The sequence below is a fragment of the Lentzea flava genome (assembly GCF_014648475.1).
Taxonomy (GTDB): Bacteria; Actinomycetota; Actinomycetes; order Mycobacteriales; family Pseudonocardiaceae; genus Lentzea; species Lentzea flava.
This window is the reverse complement of record NZ_BMRE01000002.1, coordinates 352735-369406: the sequence shown is the minus strand read 5'-3', so window position 1 is coordinate 369406 and position 16672 is coordinate 352735. Positions and strand designations below refer to the sequence as shown.

Below are 16672 nucleotides of genomic sequence, written 5' to 3'. Positions count from 1 at the left end.
GCAGGGTTGCACGCACGAAAAACGGGCCGCCCCCAGGGGGACGGCCCGTCTTCGAAGGTGGAACTGCTAGTGCGCGATGGCCTTTTCGGCGCCCGCACCGGTGAGGGAGCGGACCTCCATCTCGGCCTGCTTGACCGGGTCGGCCTTCTCCTTGGAGAGGATCGTGCCGACGTAGCCGAGCAGGAACGCGACCGGGATCGACACGATGCCGGGGTTCGACAGCGGGAAGAGCGCGAAGTCGGCGTTCTTGAACATCGAGGTCGGCTGGCCGGAGACCGCGGGCGACAGGACGATCAGGGTGATCGTCACGATCAGACCGCCGTAGATGCTCCACAGCGCGCCCGAGGTGTTGAACCGCTTCCAGAACAGCGAGTAGAGGATCGTCGGCAGGTTGGCCGAGGCCGCGACCGCGAACGCCAGCGCCACGAGGAACGCGATGTTCTGGCCGTTGGCGATGATGCCGCCACCGATGGACACGAGACCGATGACGATCGCGGTGATGCGGGCGACCTTGACCTCGGAGTCCTTGTCCTCCTCCTTGCCCTTCTTGATGATGTTGGCGTAGATGTCGTGCGCGAACGACGCCGACGCCGTGATCGTCAGGCCTGCCACGACCGCGAGGATCGTCGCGAACGCGACCGCCGCGATCAGGCCGAGCAGGATCGGGCCCCCGAGCTCCAGCGCGAGCAGCGGAGCGGCGGAGTTGGCCTTGCCGGGCGCCTTGTTGATCGCGTCCGGGCCGACCAGCGCACCGGCGCCGTAGCCGAGGACCAGCGTGAACAGGTAGAAGATGCCGATCAGCCAGATCGCCCACACGACCGAGCGACGGGCTTCCTTCGCCGTCGGCACGGTGTAGAAGCGCATCAGGATGTGCGGCAGACCCGCGGTGCCGAGCACCAGCGCGAGAGCCAGCGACAGGAAGTCGAGCTTCGTGGTGCCGTTCTTGCCGTAGGCGAGACCGGGGCCGAGCAGCTTCTCGCCTGCCTTCGGCGCGTTCTCGACGGCGGCGCCGAGCAGCGACGACAGGTTGAACTTGTACATGCCGAGCACCCAGAGGGTCATGATGCCCGCGCCGGCGATCAGCAGGACCGCCTTGATGATCTGCACCCAGGTGGTGCCCTTCATGCCGCCGATGAGGACGTAGGCGATCATCAGGGCGCCGACCACGGCGATGACGAGGGACTGGCCGCCCGTGCCCGTGATGCCGAGCAGCAGGGCGACGAGACCACCGGCACCGGCCATCTGGGCCAGCAGGTAGAAGAACGAGACGGCCATCGTCGACGTGGCGGCGGCTGCGCGGACCGGACGCTGGCGCATCCGGAAGCTCAGCACGTCGCCCATCGTGTACTTGCCGGTGTTGCGCAGCAGCTCGGCGACCAGCAGCAGCGCGACGAGCCACGCCACCAGGAAGCCGATCGAGTACAGGAAGCCGTCGTAACCGTTGAGGGCGATGGCGCCCGCGATGCCGAGGAACGACGCGGCGGAGAGGTAGTCACCCGCGATCGCGATGCCGTTCTGCGGGCCGGTGAAGGCACGACCGGCGGCGAGGTAGTCGGCAGCGGTCTTGGTGTTGCGGCTCGCCCTGATGACCACGAACAGCGTGATCAGGACGAAGACACCGAAGATGCTGATGTTGAGGATCGGGCTGGACTCGTTCACTTGCCGTCTCCCTCGAGCTCACCGCGGAGCTTCTCCGCCAACGGGTCGAGGTGCTTGTTGGCGTGCCGCACGTAGAGCGTCGTGATCACGAAGGTGGACACGAACTGCAGCAGGCCGAAGATCAGCCCGACGTTGATGTTGCCGATCACCTTGGTCGACATGAACCCGTGCGCGTAGTCCGCGAGGAGCACGTACAGCAGGTACCACGCGAGGAACAGTCCGGAGACGGGGAACACGAACTTGCGCAGACGATGCTTCAGCTGCGCGAAGTCATCACTTGCTTGGACGTCGACCCACTTCTGCGCATCGGGGGCCGACTCGCTCGGGGTGTGCTCAACAGTGCTCACAGTCCCCTCCTCGCGGTACTCGTCGTAGGTGTCAGCAACGTGACGGGCACGTAGCGCCTCCAGGTGCGGTCCTGTTCTTGGTGGAGAACCGTATGGAGACTTGAGTCACTCAGGTAAGGCCCCGTTCGTGCCCATGCGCCCAGCAGTCGGGTGATGCGACGAACGGTCAGTATGCGTAGACGAACAGCACTCTGCGTGACCAGATTCACCGTTCACCGATTCGAGTGACCAATTTTCACCCATTTGAAACAGTGAACACTCAGCGTGTTCGACTAGCTCCCCTGCGCTTGTCCTCGGCCATCCTCGCCTTCTCCTCGGCGGTGCCGAAGCGTGCGATGTCGCGGTCCCGGATGAAGCCCAGCGGGTCGGGCGCGTGCAGCCTGAGCAGGATCTGGTTGACGTCCGCGGGGGCACGCCTGCGGGTCGCCTTGCTGACGACGATCATGGTCATGAACGCGATCGGGACCGTGATCAGCGCTGGTTGCGTGAACACGGCGGGGGCCCAGCGCCCGGTGTAGGAGCTGACCACACTGATCACCTGAGCGCTGATCACCATGCCGCCGCCGACGACGAGACCGCACACGGCACCGACCCACGTGAGGCCGCGCCACCAGATCCCGAGCACGAGCAGCGGGCAGAACGTCGACGCCGCGAGAGCGAACGACATGGCCACGGTCAGTGACGCATCGGACCGCGGGAGCAGCAGAGCAAGACCGATTGCGACGAGTCCGGTGAACACGGTTGCCCACCGGAAGTCACGAACCTTGCCCGGCATGATGTCCGTGGAGACCACCCCGGCGACCGACACCACGAGCCCCGACGAGGTCGACAGGAACGCCGCGAACGCACCGGCCGCGACGATCGCGCCGAGGATCTGGCCGCCCAGGTTCGGCACCATCGTCTCCGGCAGCATCAGCACCGCCGCGTCGGTCTTGCCGTTCACCAGCAGCTGCGGCAGGTAGAGCCGGGACAGCACGCCGAGCACGGTCGGGAAGATGTAGAAGAGGCCGAGCAGGTAGAGCACGTGCAGCGCCGTCCGGCGGGCCGCCTTGCCGTCCGGGTTGGTGTAGAAGCGCACCAGGACGTGCGGCAGGCCCATCGTGCCGAGGAACGTCGCGAAGATCAGCGAGTACGTCTTGAGCAGGTCGGAGATGCCGCCGGTCTGCGGCCGCGTCCAGTCGTGGTTGTTCGTCGGCGAACCCTCGACCACCGGAACCGGGCTGCCGGCCGGGAACTCCATGACCGTGCCGGGGCTGAGCTCGTAGACGCCGCGGCTCCAGTAGACGGCACCGTCGGCCGCCCGGCCGTCGATCTCTCCGTGCACCGTCAGCTTGAGCGGCTCGTCGACCCGGAGCTTGATCACCTGCTCGGCCACGGTGATCGACTCGGCCTTGGGGAACCTGATCACGCCGTCGTCGCTGATCGGCTGCGTGCCCCGGTCCGGCGAGGCGAGGAACACCACGAACAGCACGAACGTCGGCGCGGCGATCGCGAAGAGCTTGCCCCAGTACTGGAACGCCTGCACCAGCGTGATGGCGCGCATGCCGCCGCCCAGCACGTTGATCACCACGATGACCGTGACGATCAGACCGCCGCACCACGGCGGCAGACCGGTGATCGTCGTCAGCGTGAGACCCGCGGACTGCAGCTGCGGCACCAGGTACAGCACGCCGATGCACACCACGAAGAACGTGCTGAAGTGGCGCACGTTCACCGAACCCAGCCTGGCCTCGGCGAAGTCGGGCAACGTGTAGGCGCCCGACCTCCGCAGCGGCGCCGCCACGAAGAGCAGCAGCGCGAGGTATCCGGCGGTGAAGCCGATCGGGTACCAGAGCGCGTCGATGCCGTCCTTGAGCACGAGCCCGGCCACGCCGAGGAACGACGCCGCGGACAGGTACTCGCCGGAGATCGCGGCGGCGTTGCGGGTGGCGGGAATGGCCCGGCGCGCCACCAGGAAGTCCGGCGTGGTGTTGGCCTTGCGCGACCCGACGTAACCGAGCAGGAACGTCACGGCGGCGACGGCGACGATGGCGCTGAGGCTCCAGATGGTGGCGTTCACGTCAGCGGTCGACCATGTTCACGAAGTCGCGCTCGTGCCGTTCGGCCTGCCTGCGGAACACCCACCCGACGCCGTAGAGGATCGGGAAGGGCGCGAGACCGAGCACGAGCCACGGGATCGGGATGCCGAGGATCTTCAGATCCCCGATCTGCGGGAACAGGAAGAAGGTGATCGGCAGCAGGCACATTCCGATCAGGACCGCGAACGCGAGCCCGAACGCGGAGCGGAGCTGCTGCTTGATGAGGTCGCGCACCAGCTTCTCACCGACGCTGGTCTGCTCCTCCAGCTCGATGATCGTGCGCAGCGCCTTGCCGCGGGACTTCGTCGAGTCCGCGAGCACGACCCTGCGCCTGCGTGGTTTGCGGGCCTGCTCACCGAGCCAGGCCTCGCGGGCGGCCTGCTCGGGCTTTCCCGCGTCGTGCCTGCTCACCAGCCGCTCTTCGGCGGTCGCACGATCCGTTCCTTGAGCTCCTTGGTGTGCCGGCGGCTGACCGGGAGCTCCTTGGCGTTCTCGCCGGTGCCGATGACCACCGCGTAGCCGTTCGCCGTCATCCGCAGCTCACTCACCAACGGCAGCGCGACGAGGTACGACCGGTGGATGCGCACGAACCCGGCGTTGGCCCAGCGTTCCTCGAGCTGGGCGAGCGGGATGCGCACCAGGTGGCTGCCGTCCTGGGTGTGCAGACGGGCGTAGTCGCCCTGCGCCTCGACGTACCGCACGGACGCGCGCGGCACGAGCTTGATGGTGCCGCCGAGCTCGACGGGGATGACCTCGTCGTCACTCGGTTCGGCGGCCTGGGCCATCGGCGCGGCGTTCGAGGCGGGCGGTGGCACGGCCGTGCGGCCCACGCGGTCCGCGACCCGGGAGATGGCCTTGAGGACGCGTTCCTCGTTGATCGGCTTGTTGATGAAGTCGAGCGCGCCGACGTCGAACGCCGTGACGAGCGCGTCGCGTTCCTCCACGCCCGTCACGAAGACGAGGGCGGGCGGATACCGGAACGCGCTGAGCACCCGTGCGAGATCCATGCCGGACAACCCGGGCATGTTGATGTCGGCGAACACCGCGTCGACCGGCGGCATGCCGGCCTTGGTCCTCGCCATGACCTCCTGCTCGTAGTCGCCCCTCAGGATGCGCAGGGCCTCGGCGGCGTCGAACGCCGTGAGGACGCGCCGGATGTGGGGGCTGCTCTCGAGCAGGAACTTGATCTCGCTCAGGCCGGGAGCCTCGTCATCGACTGCGAGGACGAGGAGACCGGCGTTGTCATGGGTACTCACTGTGTCGGGCATCTTGCCCATCAATGTGCGGTCATGTCTACGTCAGGGCTTGACTCGACACGCCATGCGAAACCGAACTGATGCTCACAGCCCGAATCGGGACCAGCGAGCACGTTCCTCGAGGCTCGCGAGCACCTGCGTCACGAGATCGCCCGATCGGGTGGACGCGGCCGCGAGCCCGAGCTTGGCCAGCAACGGCTTCTTCGGCTCGGCGACGGTCAGCTCGGCGTCCGGGAACCGCTTGGCGATGACACTGCGGATCGTGCCGATGCCGTCGACCAGACCGAGCTGCTGGGCCTTGGTGCCGGTCCAGATCTCGCCGCTGAAGAGGTCTTCCTCGGCCTTGAGCTTGCTGCCGCGGCGTTCGGTGACCCACGCCTTGAACTGCTCGTGCAGATCGGCGTGCAGGCCCTTGAGCCACTCGACGTCCTCGGGCTTCTCGGCCTGGAACGGGTCGAGCCGCACCTTGTTCTCCCCCGCCGTGTAGACGCGGCGCTCGACGCCGGCCTTGTCCAGCAGGCCGTTGAGCCCGAACCCGGCGCTGACCACACCGATGGACCCGACGAGGCTCGTCCCGTGCGCGTAGATCTCGTCCGCCGCGCACGCCAGCCAGTAGCCACCGGACGCCGCCACGTCCTCGCAGAACGCGAGCACCGGCACGTGCTTCTTGGTGGCGAGCTCGCGGATGCGCTCGGCGATGAGCGCGCTCTGGGTCGGCGCACCGCCGGGCGAGTTGATGAGCAGAGCCACGGCGATCAGCCGCTCGTTGTCGAACGCGCGGTTGATGGCCGTCTCGACGTTCTGGAGGCTGATCGTGTTGCGCGCGACCGGCGAGGACTGCGGGGTGATCACCCCGTGCAACCGCACCGCAGCGACGACCGGCGGCCGCTCACCCCGGTCCATGACCCTCGGGAGACGGGCCGCGATCTTGTCCGTGACGCTCATGTACTCGACAGTACGTGCGTTTCGCGTGCACGCGGGAGCCCAACTGCGCTGTCGGTTGCTCCCGCGTGACGTTGAACACGTGGTGCTAGGTTCGGCTTGTGACGTTCAACCCGATCCGCTGGCTCGAACGGTACGTCGAGTGGTGGGACGACCGGGGCAGGCAGAACGCCGCCGGGCCGACGCCGATGCACATCTACTGGATGTGGGTGAGCTGGAGCGTGTGCGCCGTCGTGCTGATCACGACTTTGGCTGTTGCAGCACGCTGACCTGCGGTGCTGTGGAACTCAGCTCAGCACTTGCAGCTGGAGAAACCCTTCGCGGTGCACTTGATGCAGACACGGACGCGTTCGGGTGCTTGTTGTTCCTGCAATGGATGATGCCCTTAACTCGCGGCCGGCCCTCGTTGCACAAAACGGCCGGCTGTTCATTGGTCAACACCACAATCGGCAGGTTGAGCTTCCGGGTTGAGGATGGTTGCGAACTCAACTTCAGGCCCGGGGAGTCAGGCGCGGATCGCGGGCTGCTCGTTCGTCATCGGCTCGTCGGTGAGCTGCGATCCCAGGTTCAGGTTCGGCAGAACGTTCCGCGCGAACTTCGGCACCTTCAGGATCACCTTGGTGCCCGCGTTGGGCGCCGTCTCCACGACCAGCGCGTACTCGGCGCCGAACACCGTGCGCATGCGGTCGTTGATGTTGCCGATGCCGACGTGCGCACCCGTCTGGTGCGCGTCCTTGATGTCGTCCAGCCGGTCCGGGTCCATGCCGACGCCGTCGTCCTCGACGCTGATCAGCGCCTCGTTGCCGTTGTCCTCGGCGGTGATCGTGAGCATGCCGCCGCCGGGCTTCTTGGCCAGGCCGTGCCTGACCGCGTTCTCCACCAGCGGCTGGAGCACCAGGAACGGCAGCACGACCTGCAGGACCTCGGGGGCGATGCGCAGGCGCACGTTCAGGCGGGAGCCGTAGCGGGCCTGCTCGATCGTCAGGTAGCGGTGGATGTTCGTGAGCTCGTCGGCCAGCGTCGTGAAGAGGCCGTCGGTGCGGAACGAGTAGCGCGTGAACTCGGCGAACTCCTGCAGCAGTTCGCGGGCGTGGCCCGGATCCGTGCGGATCAGCGAGGAAATGGTGTTCAGCGCGTTGTAGACGAAGTGCGGCGAGATCTGGGCTCGCAGAGCCTTCACCTCGGCCTGGGCGAGGGCCTGGCGCTGCTTCTGGACGACCTCGAGCTCGAGCTGCGTTGAGACGAAGCGGGCGGTTTCCTCGGCCATGCGGATCTGGCGCTTGGAGGCGACACCCGAGACGACGATCAGGGTTCCCGCCACGTCGCCCTCGACAACCAGCGGCACGACCACGACGCTGTGCAGGGAGCAGGGCCCCTGGAGCTCGCAGCCGAGTTTGCGGTGGTCGACGTGTTCCTTGTGGCAGTTGTTGATGGCACGGGCGACCGTGTCGCGGAGGTACTCGTAGTGGTCGTTCGCGCCGCCGTCCCAGGACAGGACGGTGCCCTCCTCGTCGGTGATGGCGACCGCGACGCACCGCAGCATCTCGCGCAGGTGAGGGGTCGCCTTGTCGGCGGCCTCCTGGGTCAGGCCCGCGCGAAGGTCGCTCGACGCCTTGGACATGCGGTCGAGCATGTCCATCACAGCATCCTCCACGGAGGTGCTGACTCGTCGAGCGCGGCACAGCATCACGAAGAGGCCCAGAACGGCCAGGGTCGCGATGACACCGAGCACGGCGCGCTCGGTCAACAGGTCGCCCACAAGGCACATGCTGTGCTGTGGGGCGCCCCTATAGCAAGAGGCGCGCCCGGCGTACCCCCGTACGGTCCACCGATCCGGGTAGACATCCGATGACTTTGGGGAGAGGGTGTGCGCGTGAAAGTGGCCCTGTTCGCGACCTGCCTGACCGACACGTTCTTCCCGTCGACGGCACGTGCCGTCGTACGTCTGCTGGAACGGCTCGGCTGCTCGGTGGAGTTCCCGCTCGACCAGACGTGCTGCGGTCAGATGCACTTCAACACCGGATACCGCGAGCAGGCGAAGCCTCTGGCGCGCAAGTACACCGACGTCTTCCAGGGCTACGACTACGTCGTTGCGCCATCCGGGTCATGCGCGGGCATGGTCCGGGAGATCCATCCCACGCTCGGTACGGCTCCGCCCCGGACGTTCGAGCTCGCCGAGTTCCTCGTGGACGTGCTGGGCGTGACGGACGTGGGTGCGTGGTTCCCCCACCGGGTCACCTACCACCCCACGTGTCACTCGCTGCGCATGCTGGGCGTCGGCGACAAGCCGTTGGCGCTGCTCAGGGCGGTCAAGGGACTCGATCTGGTGGAACTTCCGGATTCGACGCACTGCTGCGGCTTCGGCGGCACGTTCGCGGTGAAGAACGCCGAGACGTCAACGGCGATGCTCGCCGACAAGATGCGGTGCGTGCTCGACACCGGCGCCGAGGTGCTGAGTGCCGGTGACAACTCCTGCCTCATGCACATCGGCGGTGGCCTGTCGCGGCTGCGCGCGGGCGTCCGGCCGGTGCACCTGGCGGAGATCCTGGCTTCGACGGAGGAGGACCCGTGGCGCGCAACCCCGTGACGTGGCTGGGCAGCCCGACGTTCCCCAAGGCGGCCAAGGCGGCGTTGAACGACACCCAGCTGCGGCAGAACCTGCGCAAGGCGACGGGGACCATCCGGGAGAGGCGCGCCGCTGCCGTCACCGAGATGACCGATTGGGAACAGCTCAGGGTCGCCGGCGAGCAGATCAAGAACGACGTGCTGGCGCGCCTCGACACGCTCCTCGTCGAGCTGGAGGAGTCCGTCACGGCACGAGGCGGCGTCGTGCACTGGGCACGCGACGCCGAAGAGGCGAACCTGATCGTGCTCGGCCTCTGCCGTGAGGAGAACGCGAACGAGGTCGTCAAGGTCAAGTCCATGGCCACCGCCGAGATCGGGCTCAACGAGGCCCTCGAAGCCGGTGGCGTGCACGCGATCGAGACCGACCTCGCCGAGCTGATCGTGCAGCTGGGTAACGACCGGCCGTCGCACATCCTGGTGCCCGCGATCCACCGCAACCGCTCGGAGATCCGCGAGATCTTCCAGCGGCGCATGGGGGTCGAGGTCTCCGACGAACCGGCGGACCTCGCCGAGGCGGCACGCGTCTACCTGCGCGAGAAGTTCCTCACCACGAAGGTGGCCATCTCGGGAGCCAACTTCGCCGTCGCCGACACCGGGTCGATCGTGGTGCTGGAGTCCGAGGGCAACGGCCGGATGTGCCTGACGCTGCCGGAAACCCTGATCACCGTGATGGGCATCGAGAAGCTCGTGCCGACGTGGCAGGACCTCGAGGTCTTCCTGCAGCTGCTGCCCCGCTCGTCCACAGCGGAACGGATGAACCCGTACACGAGCGTGTGGACCGGTGTGACGCCCGGCGACGGCCCGCAGAAGTTCCACCTCGTGCTGATCGACAACGGCCGCACGGCGACGTTGCGGGATTCCGTTGGGCGCCAGGCACTCCGGTGCATCCGGTGTTCGGCGTGCCTCAACGTCTGCCCGGTCTACGAGCGCACCGGCGGCCAGTCGTACGGTTCGGTCTACCCCGGACCGATCGGCGCGATCCTGACGCCGCAGCTGGTCGGCGACATGCACGACCCGCAGGCGGCCTCTCTTCCTTACGCCTCTTCACTGTGCGGCGCGTGCTTCGAGGTCTGCCCGGTGCGGATCGACATCCCGTCGGTCCTCACGCACCTGCGCGCGGAAGCCGTGGAGGCGAAGGGACGCACGGCCGAATCCGTCGCGATGGCCGCGGCCGCGTGGATCTTCGCGGAGGCCTCGCGGTACGAGAAAGCGCAGAAAGCCGGTTCCCTGGCCCGGTTCCTGGCGAAGGACGGGCGGATCACGTCGTTGCCGTGGCCGGGTTCGAAGTGGACGTCCTCACGCGACGTGCCCGCACCACCGGCCGAGTCGTTCCGCGCCTGGTGGAGGAAGAACCGTGGCTAGCGCACGAGAAGAGATCCTGGCTCGCATCAGGAACGCGAAGGTCCCGGCGGCGCAGCCCGTCGTCCGCGGCTACCACCGGGAAGGCCCCGGCGGCGTCGAGCTGTTCGCCGAACGGGTCGCCGACTACCGCGCGGTCGTGCACGTCGTGTCGAACGTGCCCGAAGCGCTGACGTCGTTGCGGGGCAAGCGGATCGTGGCACCGGCGGGTGTACCGGAAGAGTGGCTGATCGAGGGCGTCACGTGGCTGCGCGAGCCGTTGTCGATCGAGGAGCTCGACCAGGCGGACGGCGTGCTGACCGGGTGCGCGGTGGCGATCGCCGACACCGGCACGATCGTCCTCGACGGTGGTGAGGCCCAGGGACGCCGTGCGCTCACGCTGCTGCCCGACTACCACGTGTGCGTGGTGCGTGCGGACCAGATCGCAGCGTCGGTGCCGGAGGCTCTTCAGCGGCTGGAGCCGACGCGGCCGCTGACGTTCATCAGCGGCCCGTCGGCGACGAGCGACATCGAGCTCAGCCGGGTGGAGGGCGTCCACGGCCCGCGCACCCTGGAGGTGCTCGTCGTCGATCAGCAGTGACCGCTGCCGCTGCCGATGCCGACCTCGTCGTAGTACCAGGTGCGGGCGACGACGTAGATGCACTTGTTCTTGCCGTACACCTTCACGGGACCCGCGTAGTACTGGAACTTCCCGCCGTCCTCGTCGATGTTGTAGCCGGGGCGGTTGTTGTCCTCGCGCCAGTCCTCGTTCATCAGCGTGATCGAGGCTTCGTGCTTGAACTGCGAGTAGTAGGCCGTCTTGACGTTGACGGCGCAGTTGTAGCCCGTGCTGCCGTTGTAGTAGAGCCGGATCGTGCTCAGGTGGTTGCCCACCTCGGACTTCACCTTGTAGGTGTCGATCAGCGAGCCGGAGCACCCGTACTCGGCGGCGTTGGCGTTCATCGGCGCGACGACGAGGGCCGCGGCAGCGGCCGCGACGACAGCGGCAGCCTTCCTCAGACGTGTCATGCGGCTGAGGCTGAACGAGGCCGGTTAAGCGGTGGTTATTTGAGCAGGCGGGACAACCGGCGGTCGGCCAGCGGCTTGCCGCCCGTCTGGCACGTCGGGCAGTACTGGAACGCCTTGTCCGCGAACGACACCTCACGAACGGTGTCGCCGCAGACGGGGCAAGGCAGTCCGGTGCGCGCGTGGACCCGCAGGCCGGACCGCTTCTCGCCCTTGAGCCGGGCGGCGTCCTGACCCACGGACCGCGCCACCGCGTCGGTCAACGTGCTGATCATGGCTTCGTGCAGCCGGTCCAGCTGTTCGGAGTCGAGCTTGCCCGCCGTCGCGTACGGCGAGAGCCGGGCCATGTGCATGATCTCGTCCGAGTACGCGTTGCCGATGCCCGCGATCAGGCTCTGCTCGGTGAGCGCCGTCTTCAACCGCTCGGTGCGCTTGGCCAGCAGGTCCTCGAGCTGCGTGCGGGTGATGCCCAACGCGTCGGGGCCCAGCCTGGCGACGCTCGCGATGGTCTTCGGGTCGCGCACGATCCAGGCCGCGAGCCCCTTCTTGGTGCCGGCTTCCGTCAGGTCGAACCCCGGCCCCTGACCGGGCGGACCCAGGTGCACCCGCAACGCCAGCGGACCGCGGCCCTGCTTGGGCGGTGGAGCGGACAGGGTGTCGGCCCAGCGCAGCCACCCGGCCCTGGCGAGGTGAACGACCAGGTGCAGGCCGTCCGCGACCTCCAGGTCGAGGTGCTTGCCGTGCCGGTGGGCGGCCACGACCTCCTGGCCGTGCAGCGCGGTCCACGGCGGGTCGAACGTCTTGAGCACCTGCAGTGACGCCACGTCGACGCGGTGCACGGTTCGGCCCACCGCGTTCTCACGCAGGTGGTGGACCAGTGCTTCTACCTCGGGTAGCTCGGGCACCGGTCCAGTGTCGCATCAGTCGACGGGTTGCAGCGGGCCCTCGACGTCGGGCAGCGAGTGCATCTCGATCGTGCGGGCAACGCGATTGGCCTCCTGGCGCACCGCGAGCGGGCCCCTGACCTGGCCGACCCACCGCTCGGGAGGCAGCTCGTCCGCGGTGGCCTTGCTCTCCGCGACCAGCGTGTGCGGCCGGCGCAACGCCCAGCGGACCGGGAAGAACGCGAACAGGAAGACCAACGCGAGGATCAGCCACGCGGGCACGACCACCTGTTCCGGCGTCCACGCGATCAGCACGACCGTCATCACGACCAGCATCCCTGCCATCATGATGCCCGGCAGGACGCCACCGCTGACGTCGTGCTCGAAGTCGTCGGACTCCACCGGGTTGCGCCACTCGATGCGGCTGTGGACCGTCCACATCCGCCCGTCGGCACCGCGCACCAGCCGCGTCATGAACCCGTCTCCCACGCTCGTTCGGTCTTGGGAAAACCGTACCGAACGCGAGGTGAGCCTTGTGGGTGAACTCCGCCGCCCTTGATCGTCACCGTCAGTCCTGAGCCGGCGGCGGCTTCGGGTAGAGCGTGATCGTGGTGGCCGTGGTCTGCGGCGTCGAGCAGGGGCTGGAGGACGACGGCGTCTCGGACGTCGAGGGCGCCGTGTTCAGCGACTTCACCTCGCGCACGGTGGTGGACACGGTCGTGACCACCTCGCTGGAGTTCGACGACGACGCGACGACCGGCATCGCCCGCTCGGCCGGCGGTTCCCTGCGCTGGTCGCTGACCGGCGGCGGCGCGTAGGACGTCGTCTTGCGCACGGTCTCCTGACGCTGACCACCACCGGGGTTGACCACGTTCTCGCGCGGCTGCTCCCGCTGCTGCTCGCCCTGGGGCGGCGGCGCGACCACGAGCTCCTGGTCGTGGCTCGAGCTGGACGACCCCGACGTGACCATGGCGATCACCGGGTTCTGGTCCGGCTGCAGCACCGCGACACCGGCCCCGCCGTTGAACACCGCGGCCATCGTCCCGATCAGGCCGACGGTCGCCACGCTCGCGGCGGCGACGGCCAGCTTCGCCTTGCTGATCAGCACCTTCCCGGCGAACGCGAGGCCGAGCGTGGACGGCACGATCAGGAACGCCGCGTTGGCGCGCAGGGTCGCGCAGACCTCGTTCAGCTCGGTGTAGAGCTGTGCACAGGAAGAACAGGTGTCCAGGTGGGCCCGGATCCGGCGTTCCTCCACGCCCTGGACCCCGCCGGCGGTGAACGTGCCGAGCTTCGACCTGATCGCCGCGCACGACGAACGCCCGTCGTCCGCGGCCAGGTGCGCCTGCAGGTACGCAGCACGCAGACCCTCACGCGCGCGCCGCGCCAACGCCGACATGGCATTGGGCGAGAGACCGAAGTGCGGTGCCACGGAGGCGGGCCGTTCGCCCTCCACCTCGACGCGCCACAACACGACCCGCCAGCGTTCAGGCAGGCTGGAGAAAGCCCTGGTGATGAGGTTGTGCTCGACCCGCCGGTTCGCGTTGTCACCCACGGGTTCGACGCGGCGGCCCAGCTCCTCGTCCTCGACCGGGACGTCACGACGCCGCCCGCTCCACTCCCACGCGACGCGGCGAGCCACCGTCAGCAGGTAGGTGCGGACGTGGTCGGTGGGACCGCTGCCACGCCGGATCGCCTGCAGCATGCGGAAGAACGCCTCGGCGGTGAGATCGTCGGCCTCGGCCGCCTCGCGGACGTGCCTGAGTGAGAAACGGCGGATCGCGTCCGCGTGCCGGGAGAACAGTTCGCCGTAGGCCGAGTCGTCTCCGTCGCGCACCCTGGCGAGCAGGTCCCGGTCGACCTCGTTCTCGTCGACCATCACGTGGTTCAACATGCCACAAGGGGCCAGAACTGCTCCTGGTCGAGAACAGGTCGATATACAAGACCATCCGATAGTCGTGGGCTGATCAGCGCAACGCATCCGGTGACGAGACGGTCACAGGTGGGCGTCGGACCGTCGGACGAAGAAGATCGAGCGACTATCGTCACGACCGTGGTGGACTGGCGGGAACGCGCTTCGGCTCTGGTGCCGGAACTTCGTGCTGTCGCCGAGACCGAGGAGTGGTCCTGCCACGTCTTCTTCTCGGAGCTCTCCCAGCTGACGATGGAAGCCCACCGCGAGCAGAACGACGACGTGCTGCGCCGCGCGTACGGCTTCGCGCACTGGTGCTTCCACCAGCCGGAGCAGTTCCTGGAGAACGCCGCGCTGGTCAGCTTCTACGAGCACGTGTTCGACGACTGGGACCTCCGCGAGGAGGTCGCGGCCTGGCTGCCGTGCGACGTGCTGCCCAAGGTGCGGGCGCTGTGGGAGTGGCGGTGGCCCAAGGAGCAGTTGACCGAGGTAGATCAACTGTTGGCCGGATTACAGCCCCCCGGTCGAGACGCGGTTTGAGGCTGTTGTATAGTTCTTCTCGTAGCAAGGCAGTGCGGATGTAGCGCAGTTGGTAGCGCATCACCTTGCCAAGGTGAGGGTCGCGAGTTCGAGTCTCGTCATCCGCTCGGCTTCACTCAGGACGGCCTATGCCCACCAAGGGCGTGGGCCGTTCTTCGTTTCGCCATGATGTTGGGGGGACGACCCCCCAAACCCCCCGCGTGAAGAACATCCGCGCGCCCATCGCTTGCCGAACCTCGCAGCCGCACCAGGCACCGAACCCCGCGGCCCCATCGCGTGCCGGACCCGCAGTCCCATCGAGTGTCAGACCCGCAATCCCATCGTGTGCCGGACCCCGCAGGCGCACCAGGCACCCAACCCCGCAGCCCCGCATGGACTCGGCGAGCACCTCATCGCTCGGGAAACTCGCGGGCTGCACGAGCTGGCCCCGATCTTCGGCACCGACACGGGGAGGCAGCACGACGGTCACGGGACGACTGTTCCATCCCGGCACGTGGTTCTCGGGGTGATCGCCAGGCCCGTCCGTGGAAAGGTGGTCGGTGTCCGCTCGAACCGTTCGGTTCGGGCTCGTGTGAGAAGGACTTGGAGACCATGGCAGTCACCCAATCGGCAAGCGCGCACTGGGAAGGCTCTCTCATCGAGGGCAAGGGCAACGTCAACCTCGACACCTCCAAGAGCGGCAGCTTCGACATCGACTGGAAGGCGCGCGCCGAGGAGGCGGGCGGCAAGACCAGCCCCGAGGAGCTCATCGCGGCGGCGCACTCGTCGTGCTACTCGATGGCGCTCTCGCACGGTCTCACCGGTGCGGGCACGCCGCCCACCTCGATCGACACCAACGCCAAGGTCACCTTCGTGGCGGGCCAGGGCATCACGGCCATCCACCTGACCGTGCGCGCCAACGTGCCGGGGCTGACGCAGGAGGCCTTCGTCGAGGCGGCCGAGGGCGCCAAGAAGAACTGCCCGGTGTCCAAGGCGCTCGCGGCCGTCGAGAACATCACCCTCGACGCTGCGCTCGTCTGAACCGCAGCTCCGCAGGCCCGTGGCTGATCAGGTGCCTGCGATAGCGCACGGGCTGCTCGGCCACCTCGTACGAGCGGTCGAGCAGCTCTTCGGCCACGATCCGGCCTTCCAGTCGCGCCAGCTGGGCGCCCAGGCAGTAGTGCGGGCCGTGCCCGAAGCCCAGGTGTCCCGGCACTGACGGCCTGCCGGGGTCGAAGTCCTCGGTGAACACGCGCGGGTCGCGGTTGCCCGCCGCGTAGTCGAGGAACAGGTGCTCGCCTTCGGCGATCTTGGTCCCGGCCATGGTCACCGGGCACGTCGCCGTGCGGAAGAAGCCGATGAACGGCGAGTCGAGCCGCACCACCTCCTCCACCACGCCGCCCAGCCGGCGTTCGCGGCGGTCGAGGCGCAGCAGCATGCTGGACAGCATGTTCGTGGTCGAGTCGGTGCCGGCCACGACCACCGCCAGGCACAGCGAGAGCCGTTCCTGTTCGGACAGCTGGCCGCCCTTGAACGCGTCCGAGCGCCCGAAGTAGGCGCAGAACTCGTTCATGCCCGTGAAGTACGACCCGAGGACCCGTTCGCTGACCTCCTCGCCGCTGGTCAGCTCCAGCACGGGTGCCACGAACTCGCGGAACAGCGGGAAGTCCTTCTCCGGCACGCCGAGCACGTCACCGACGACGCCCAGCGCGAACGGCGCGGCGAACTCGCTCACGAAGTCGGCTTCCTCCGGCAGGGCGTCGAGCAGCGCCCGTGCCCGTTCCCTAATTGGGTCAGCCATTCGGCGCACGGCCGTTGGAGTGAATTTCTGATTCGCCGCGGCACGAATTCGGGCGTGCCTGGACCCGTCCGCCGCGTTCAGCGATGACATCAATTCCAGCAATCGCCGCTGCTCCGGCGGCAGCAGTGCCGCTACGGCCGCGACCTGCGGTCCTGTCATGTTCCGGGAGGAGAACGTCACCGGATCAGACAGCACGGCACGCAGCTCTGCGTAGGCGGTCACCCGCTGGGCGTTGATTCTCGGGTCGAATTCCATTGCGATATCTTGGCGCGGTTCCAGCCTTTG

The 16672-nt window shown here is 67.9% G+C and carries 18 protein-coding genes and 1 tRNA gene; 7 read left to right on the top strand and 12 right to left on the bottom strand.

The genetic code is table 11. The annotated features are described in order from the left end of the window. Nucleotides 1-66 precede the first annotated feature (66 nt). From IEZ09_RS05960 to IEZ09_RS05935, 6 genes are all read right to left on the bottom strand, one after another. On the bottom strand, nt 67-1659 hold the full coding sequence (locus tag IEZ09_RS05960) for a monocarboxylic acid transporter (protein ID WP_189252530.1): 1593 nt from the start codon (nt 1657-1659) through the stop codon (nt 67-69). Further along, the gene (locus IEZ09_RS05955) at nt 1656-2006 is read right to left on the bottom strand and encodes a DUF485 domain-containing protein (protein ID WP_189252529.1); all 351 of its coding nucleotides are present in this window, start codon (nt 2004-2006) and stop codon (nt 1656-1658) included. The genes IEZ09_RS05960 and IEZ09_RS05955 overlap by 4 nt, the downstream gene beginning before the upstream one ends. 259 nt (nt 2007-2265) lie before the next feature. After that, nucleotides 2266-4065, bottom strand: coding sequence for a sodium/solute symporter (locus IEZ09_RS05950; RefSeq protein WP_189252528.1), 1800 nt, complete (start codon nt 4063-4065; stop codon nt 2266-2268). Nucleotide 4066: 1 nt separating this feature from the next. Then, a complete protein-coding gene (locus tag IEZ09_RS05945; RefSeq protein ID WP_189252527.1) occupies nt 4067-4495 on the bottom strand; it encodes a hypothetical protein in 429 nt (142 codons plus the stop codon). Beyond that, nucleotides 4492-5361: a LytR/AlgR family response regulator transcription factor gene (locus tag IEZ09_RS05940; RefSeq protein WP_189252526.1), complete on the bottom strand. Its 870-nt coding sequence runs from the start codon at nt 5359-5361 to the stop codon at nt 4492-4494. The genes IEZ09_RS05945 and IEZ09_RS05940 overlap by 4 nt, the downstream gene beginning before the upstream one ends. Before the next feature lie 63 nt (nt 5362-5424). Further along, nucleotides 5425-6285, bottom strand: a complete 861-nt coding sequence (locus IEZ09_RS05935) for a S49 family peptidase (RefSeq protein ID WP_189252525.1) — start codon at nt 6283-6285, stop codon at nt 5425-5427. Nucleotides 6286-6383: 98 nt separating this feature from the next. Between IEZ09_RS05935 and IEZ09_RS05930 the strand changes: the two genes are divergently transcribed. Next, nucleotides 6384-6551 (top strand): hypothetical protein, encoded by a 168-nt coding sequence (locus IEZ09_RS05930; RefSeq protein ID WP_166048541.1) that lies wholly within the window; start codon nt 6384-6386, stop codon nt 6549-6551. 236 nt (nt 6552-6787) lie between these two features. Here the strand turns inward: IEZ09_RS05930 and IEZ09_RS05925 are convergent, their stop codons facing one another. Further along, the gene (locus tag IEZ09_RS05925) at nt 6788-8050 is read right to left on the bottom strand and encodes a sensor histidine kinase (RefSeq protein WP_189252524.1); all 1263 of its coding nucleotides are present in this window, start codon (nt 8048-8050) and stop codon (nt 6788-6790) included. 111 nt (nt 8051-8161) lie between these two features. Between IEZ09_RS05925 and IEZ09_RS05920 the strand changes: the two genes are divergently transcribed. The 3 genes from IEZ09_RS05920 to IEZ09_RS05910 are packed head-to-tail and all read left to right on the top strand — an operon-like array spanning nt 8162 to nt 10846. After that, nucleotides 8162-8869 (top strand): (Fe-S)-binding protein, encoded by a 708-nt coding sequence (locus tag IEZ09_RS05920; protein ID WP_308202374.1) that lies wholly within the window; start codon nt 8162-8164, stop codon nt 8867-8869. Further along, nucleotides 8851-10269, top strand: coding sequence for a LutB/LldF family L-lactate oxidation iron-sulfur protein (locus tag IEZ09_RS05915; protein ID WP_189252523.1), 1419 nt, complete (start codon nt 8851-8853; stop codon nt 10267-10269). The genes IEZ09_RS05920 and IEZ09_RS05915 overlap by 19 nt, the downstream gene beginning before the upstream one ends. After that, entirely contained in the window at nt 10262-10846 is a 585-nt protein-coding gene (locus IEZ09_RS05910; protein WP_189252522.1) for a LutC/YkgG family protein, read from the top strand. Before IEZ09_RS05915 ends, IEZ09_RS05910 begins: the two co-directional genes overlap by 8 nt. Here the strand turns inward: IEZ09_RS05910 and IEZ09_RS05905 are convergent. The 4 genes from IEZ09_RS05905 to IEZ09_RS05890 form a co-directional block, all read right to left on the bottom strand. Beyond that, complete coding sequence (locus IEZ09_RS05905) at nt 10837-11274, bottom strand: hypothetical protein (RefSeq protein ID WP_189252521.1); 438 nt, start codon at nt 11272-11274, stop codon at nt 10837-10839. The genes IEZ09_RS05910 and IEZ09_RS05905 overlap by 10 nt on opposite strands. Nucleotides 11275-11309: 35 nt before the next feature. After that, nucleotides 11310-12176 carry an Fpg/Nei family DNA glycosylase gene (locus IEZ09_RS05900; RefSeq protein ID WP_189252520.1) on the bottom strand — a complete coding sequence of 289 codons (867 nt, stop codon included), beginning with the start codon at nt 12174-12176 and terminating at the stop codon, nt 11310-11312. Nucleotides 12177-12191: 15 nt separating this feature from the next. Continuing rightward, on the bottom strand, nt 12192-12629 hold the full coding sequence (locus IEZ09_RS05895) for a DUF983 domain-containing protein (RefSeq protein ID WP_189252519.1): 438 nt from the start codon (nt 12627-12629) through the stop codon (nt 12192-12194). Between the two features lie 94 nt (nt 12630-12723). Beyond that, a complete protein-coding gene (locus tag IEZ09_RS05890; protein ID WP_229812270.1) occupies nt 12724-14049 on the bottom strand; it encodes a sigma-70 family RNA polymerase sigma factor in 1326 nt (441 codons plus the stop codon). Between the two features lie 159 nt (nt 14050-14208). Between IEZ09_RS05890 and IEZ09_RS05885 the strand changes: the two genes are divergently transcribed. From IEZ09_RS05885 to IEZ09_RS05875, 3 genes are all read left to right on the top strand, one after another. Then, a complete protein-coding gene (locus IEZ09_RS05885) occupies nt 14209-14607 on the top strand; it encodes a DUF7674 family protein (RefSeq protein ID WP_189252518.1) in 399 nt (132 codons plus the stop codon). A gap of 34 nt (nt 14608-14641) precedes the next feature. Beyond that, nucleotides 14642-14714: transfer RNA gene (locus tag IEZ09_RS05880), tRNA-Gly, on the top strand. Between the two features lie 484 nt (nt 14715-15198). Then, complete coding sequence (locus IEZ09_RS05875) at nt 15199-15627, top strand: OsmC family peroxiredoxin (protein WP_189252517.1); 429 nt, start codon at nt 15199-15201, stop codon at nt 15625-15627. Here the strand turns inward: IEZ09_RS05875 and IEZ09_RS05870 are convergent. Continuing rightward, the gene (locus IEZ09_RS05870) at nt 15602-16387 is read right to left on the bottom strand and encodes a cytochrome P450 (RefSeq protein WP_189252516.1); all 786 of its coding nucleotides are present in this window, start codon (nt 16385-16387) and stop codon (nt 15602-15604) included. The two genes, IEZ09_RS05875 and IEZ09_RS05870, sit on opposite strands and share 26 nt — an antisense overlap. Between the last annotated feature and the right edge of the window lie 285 nt (nt 16388-16672).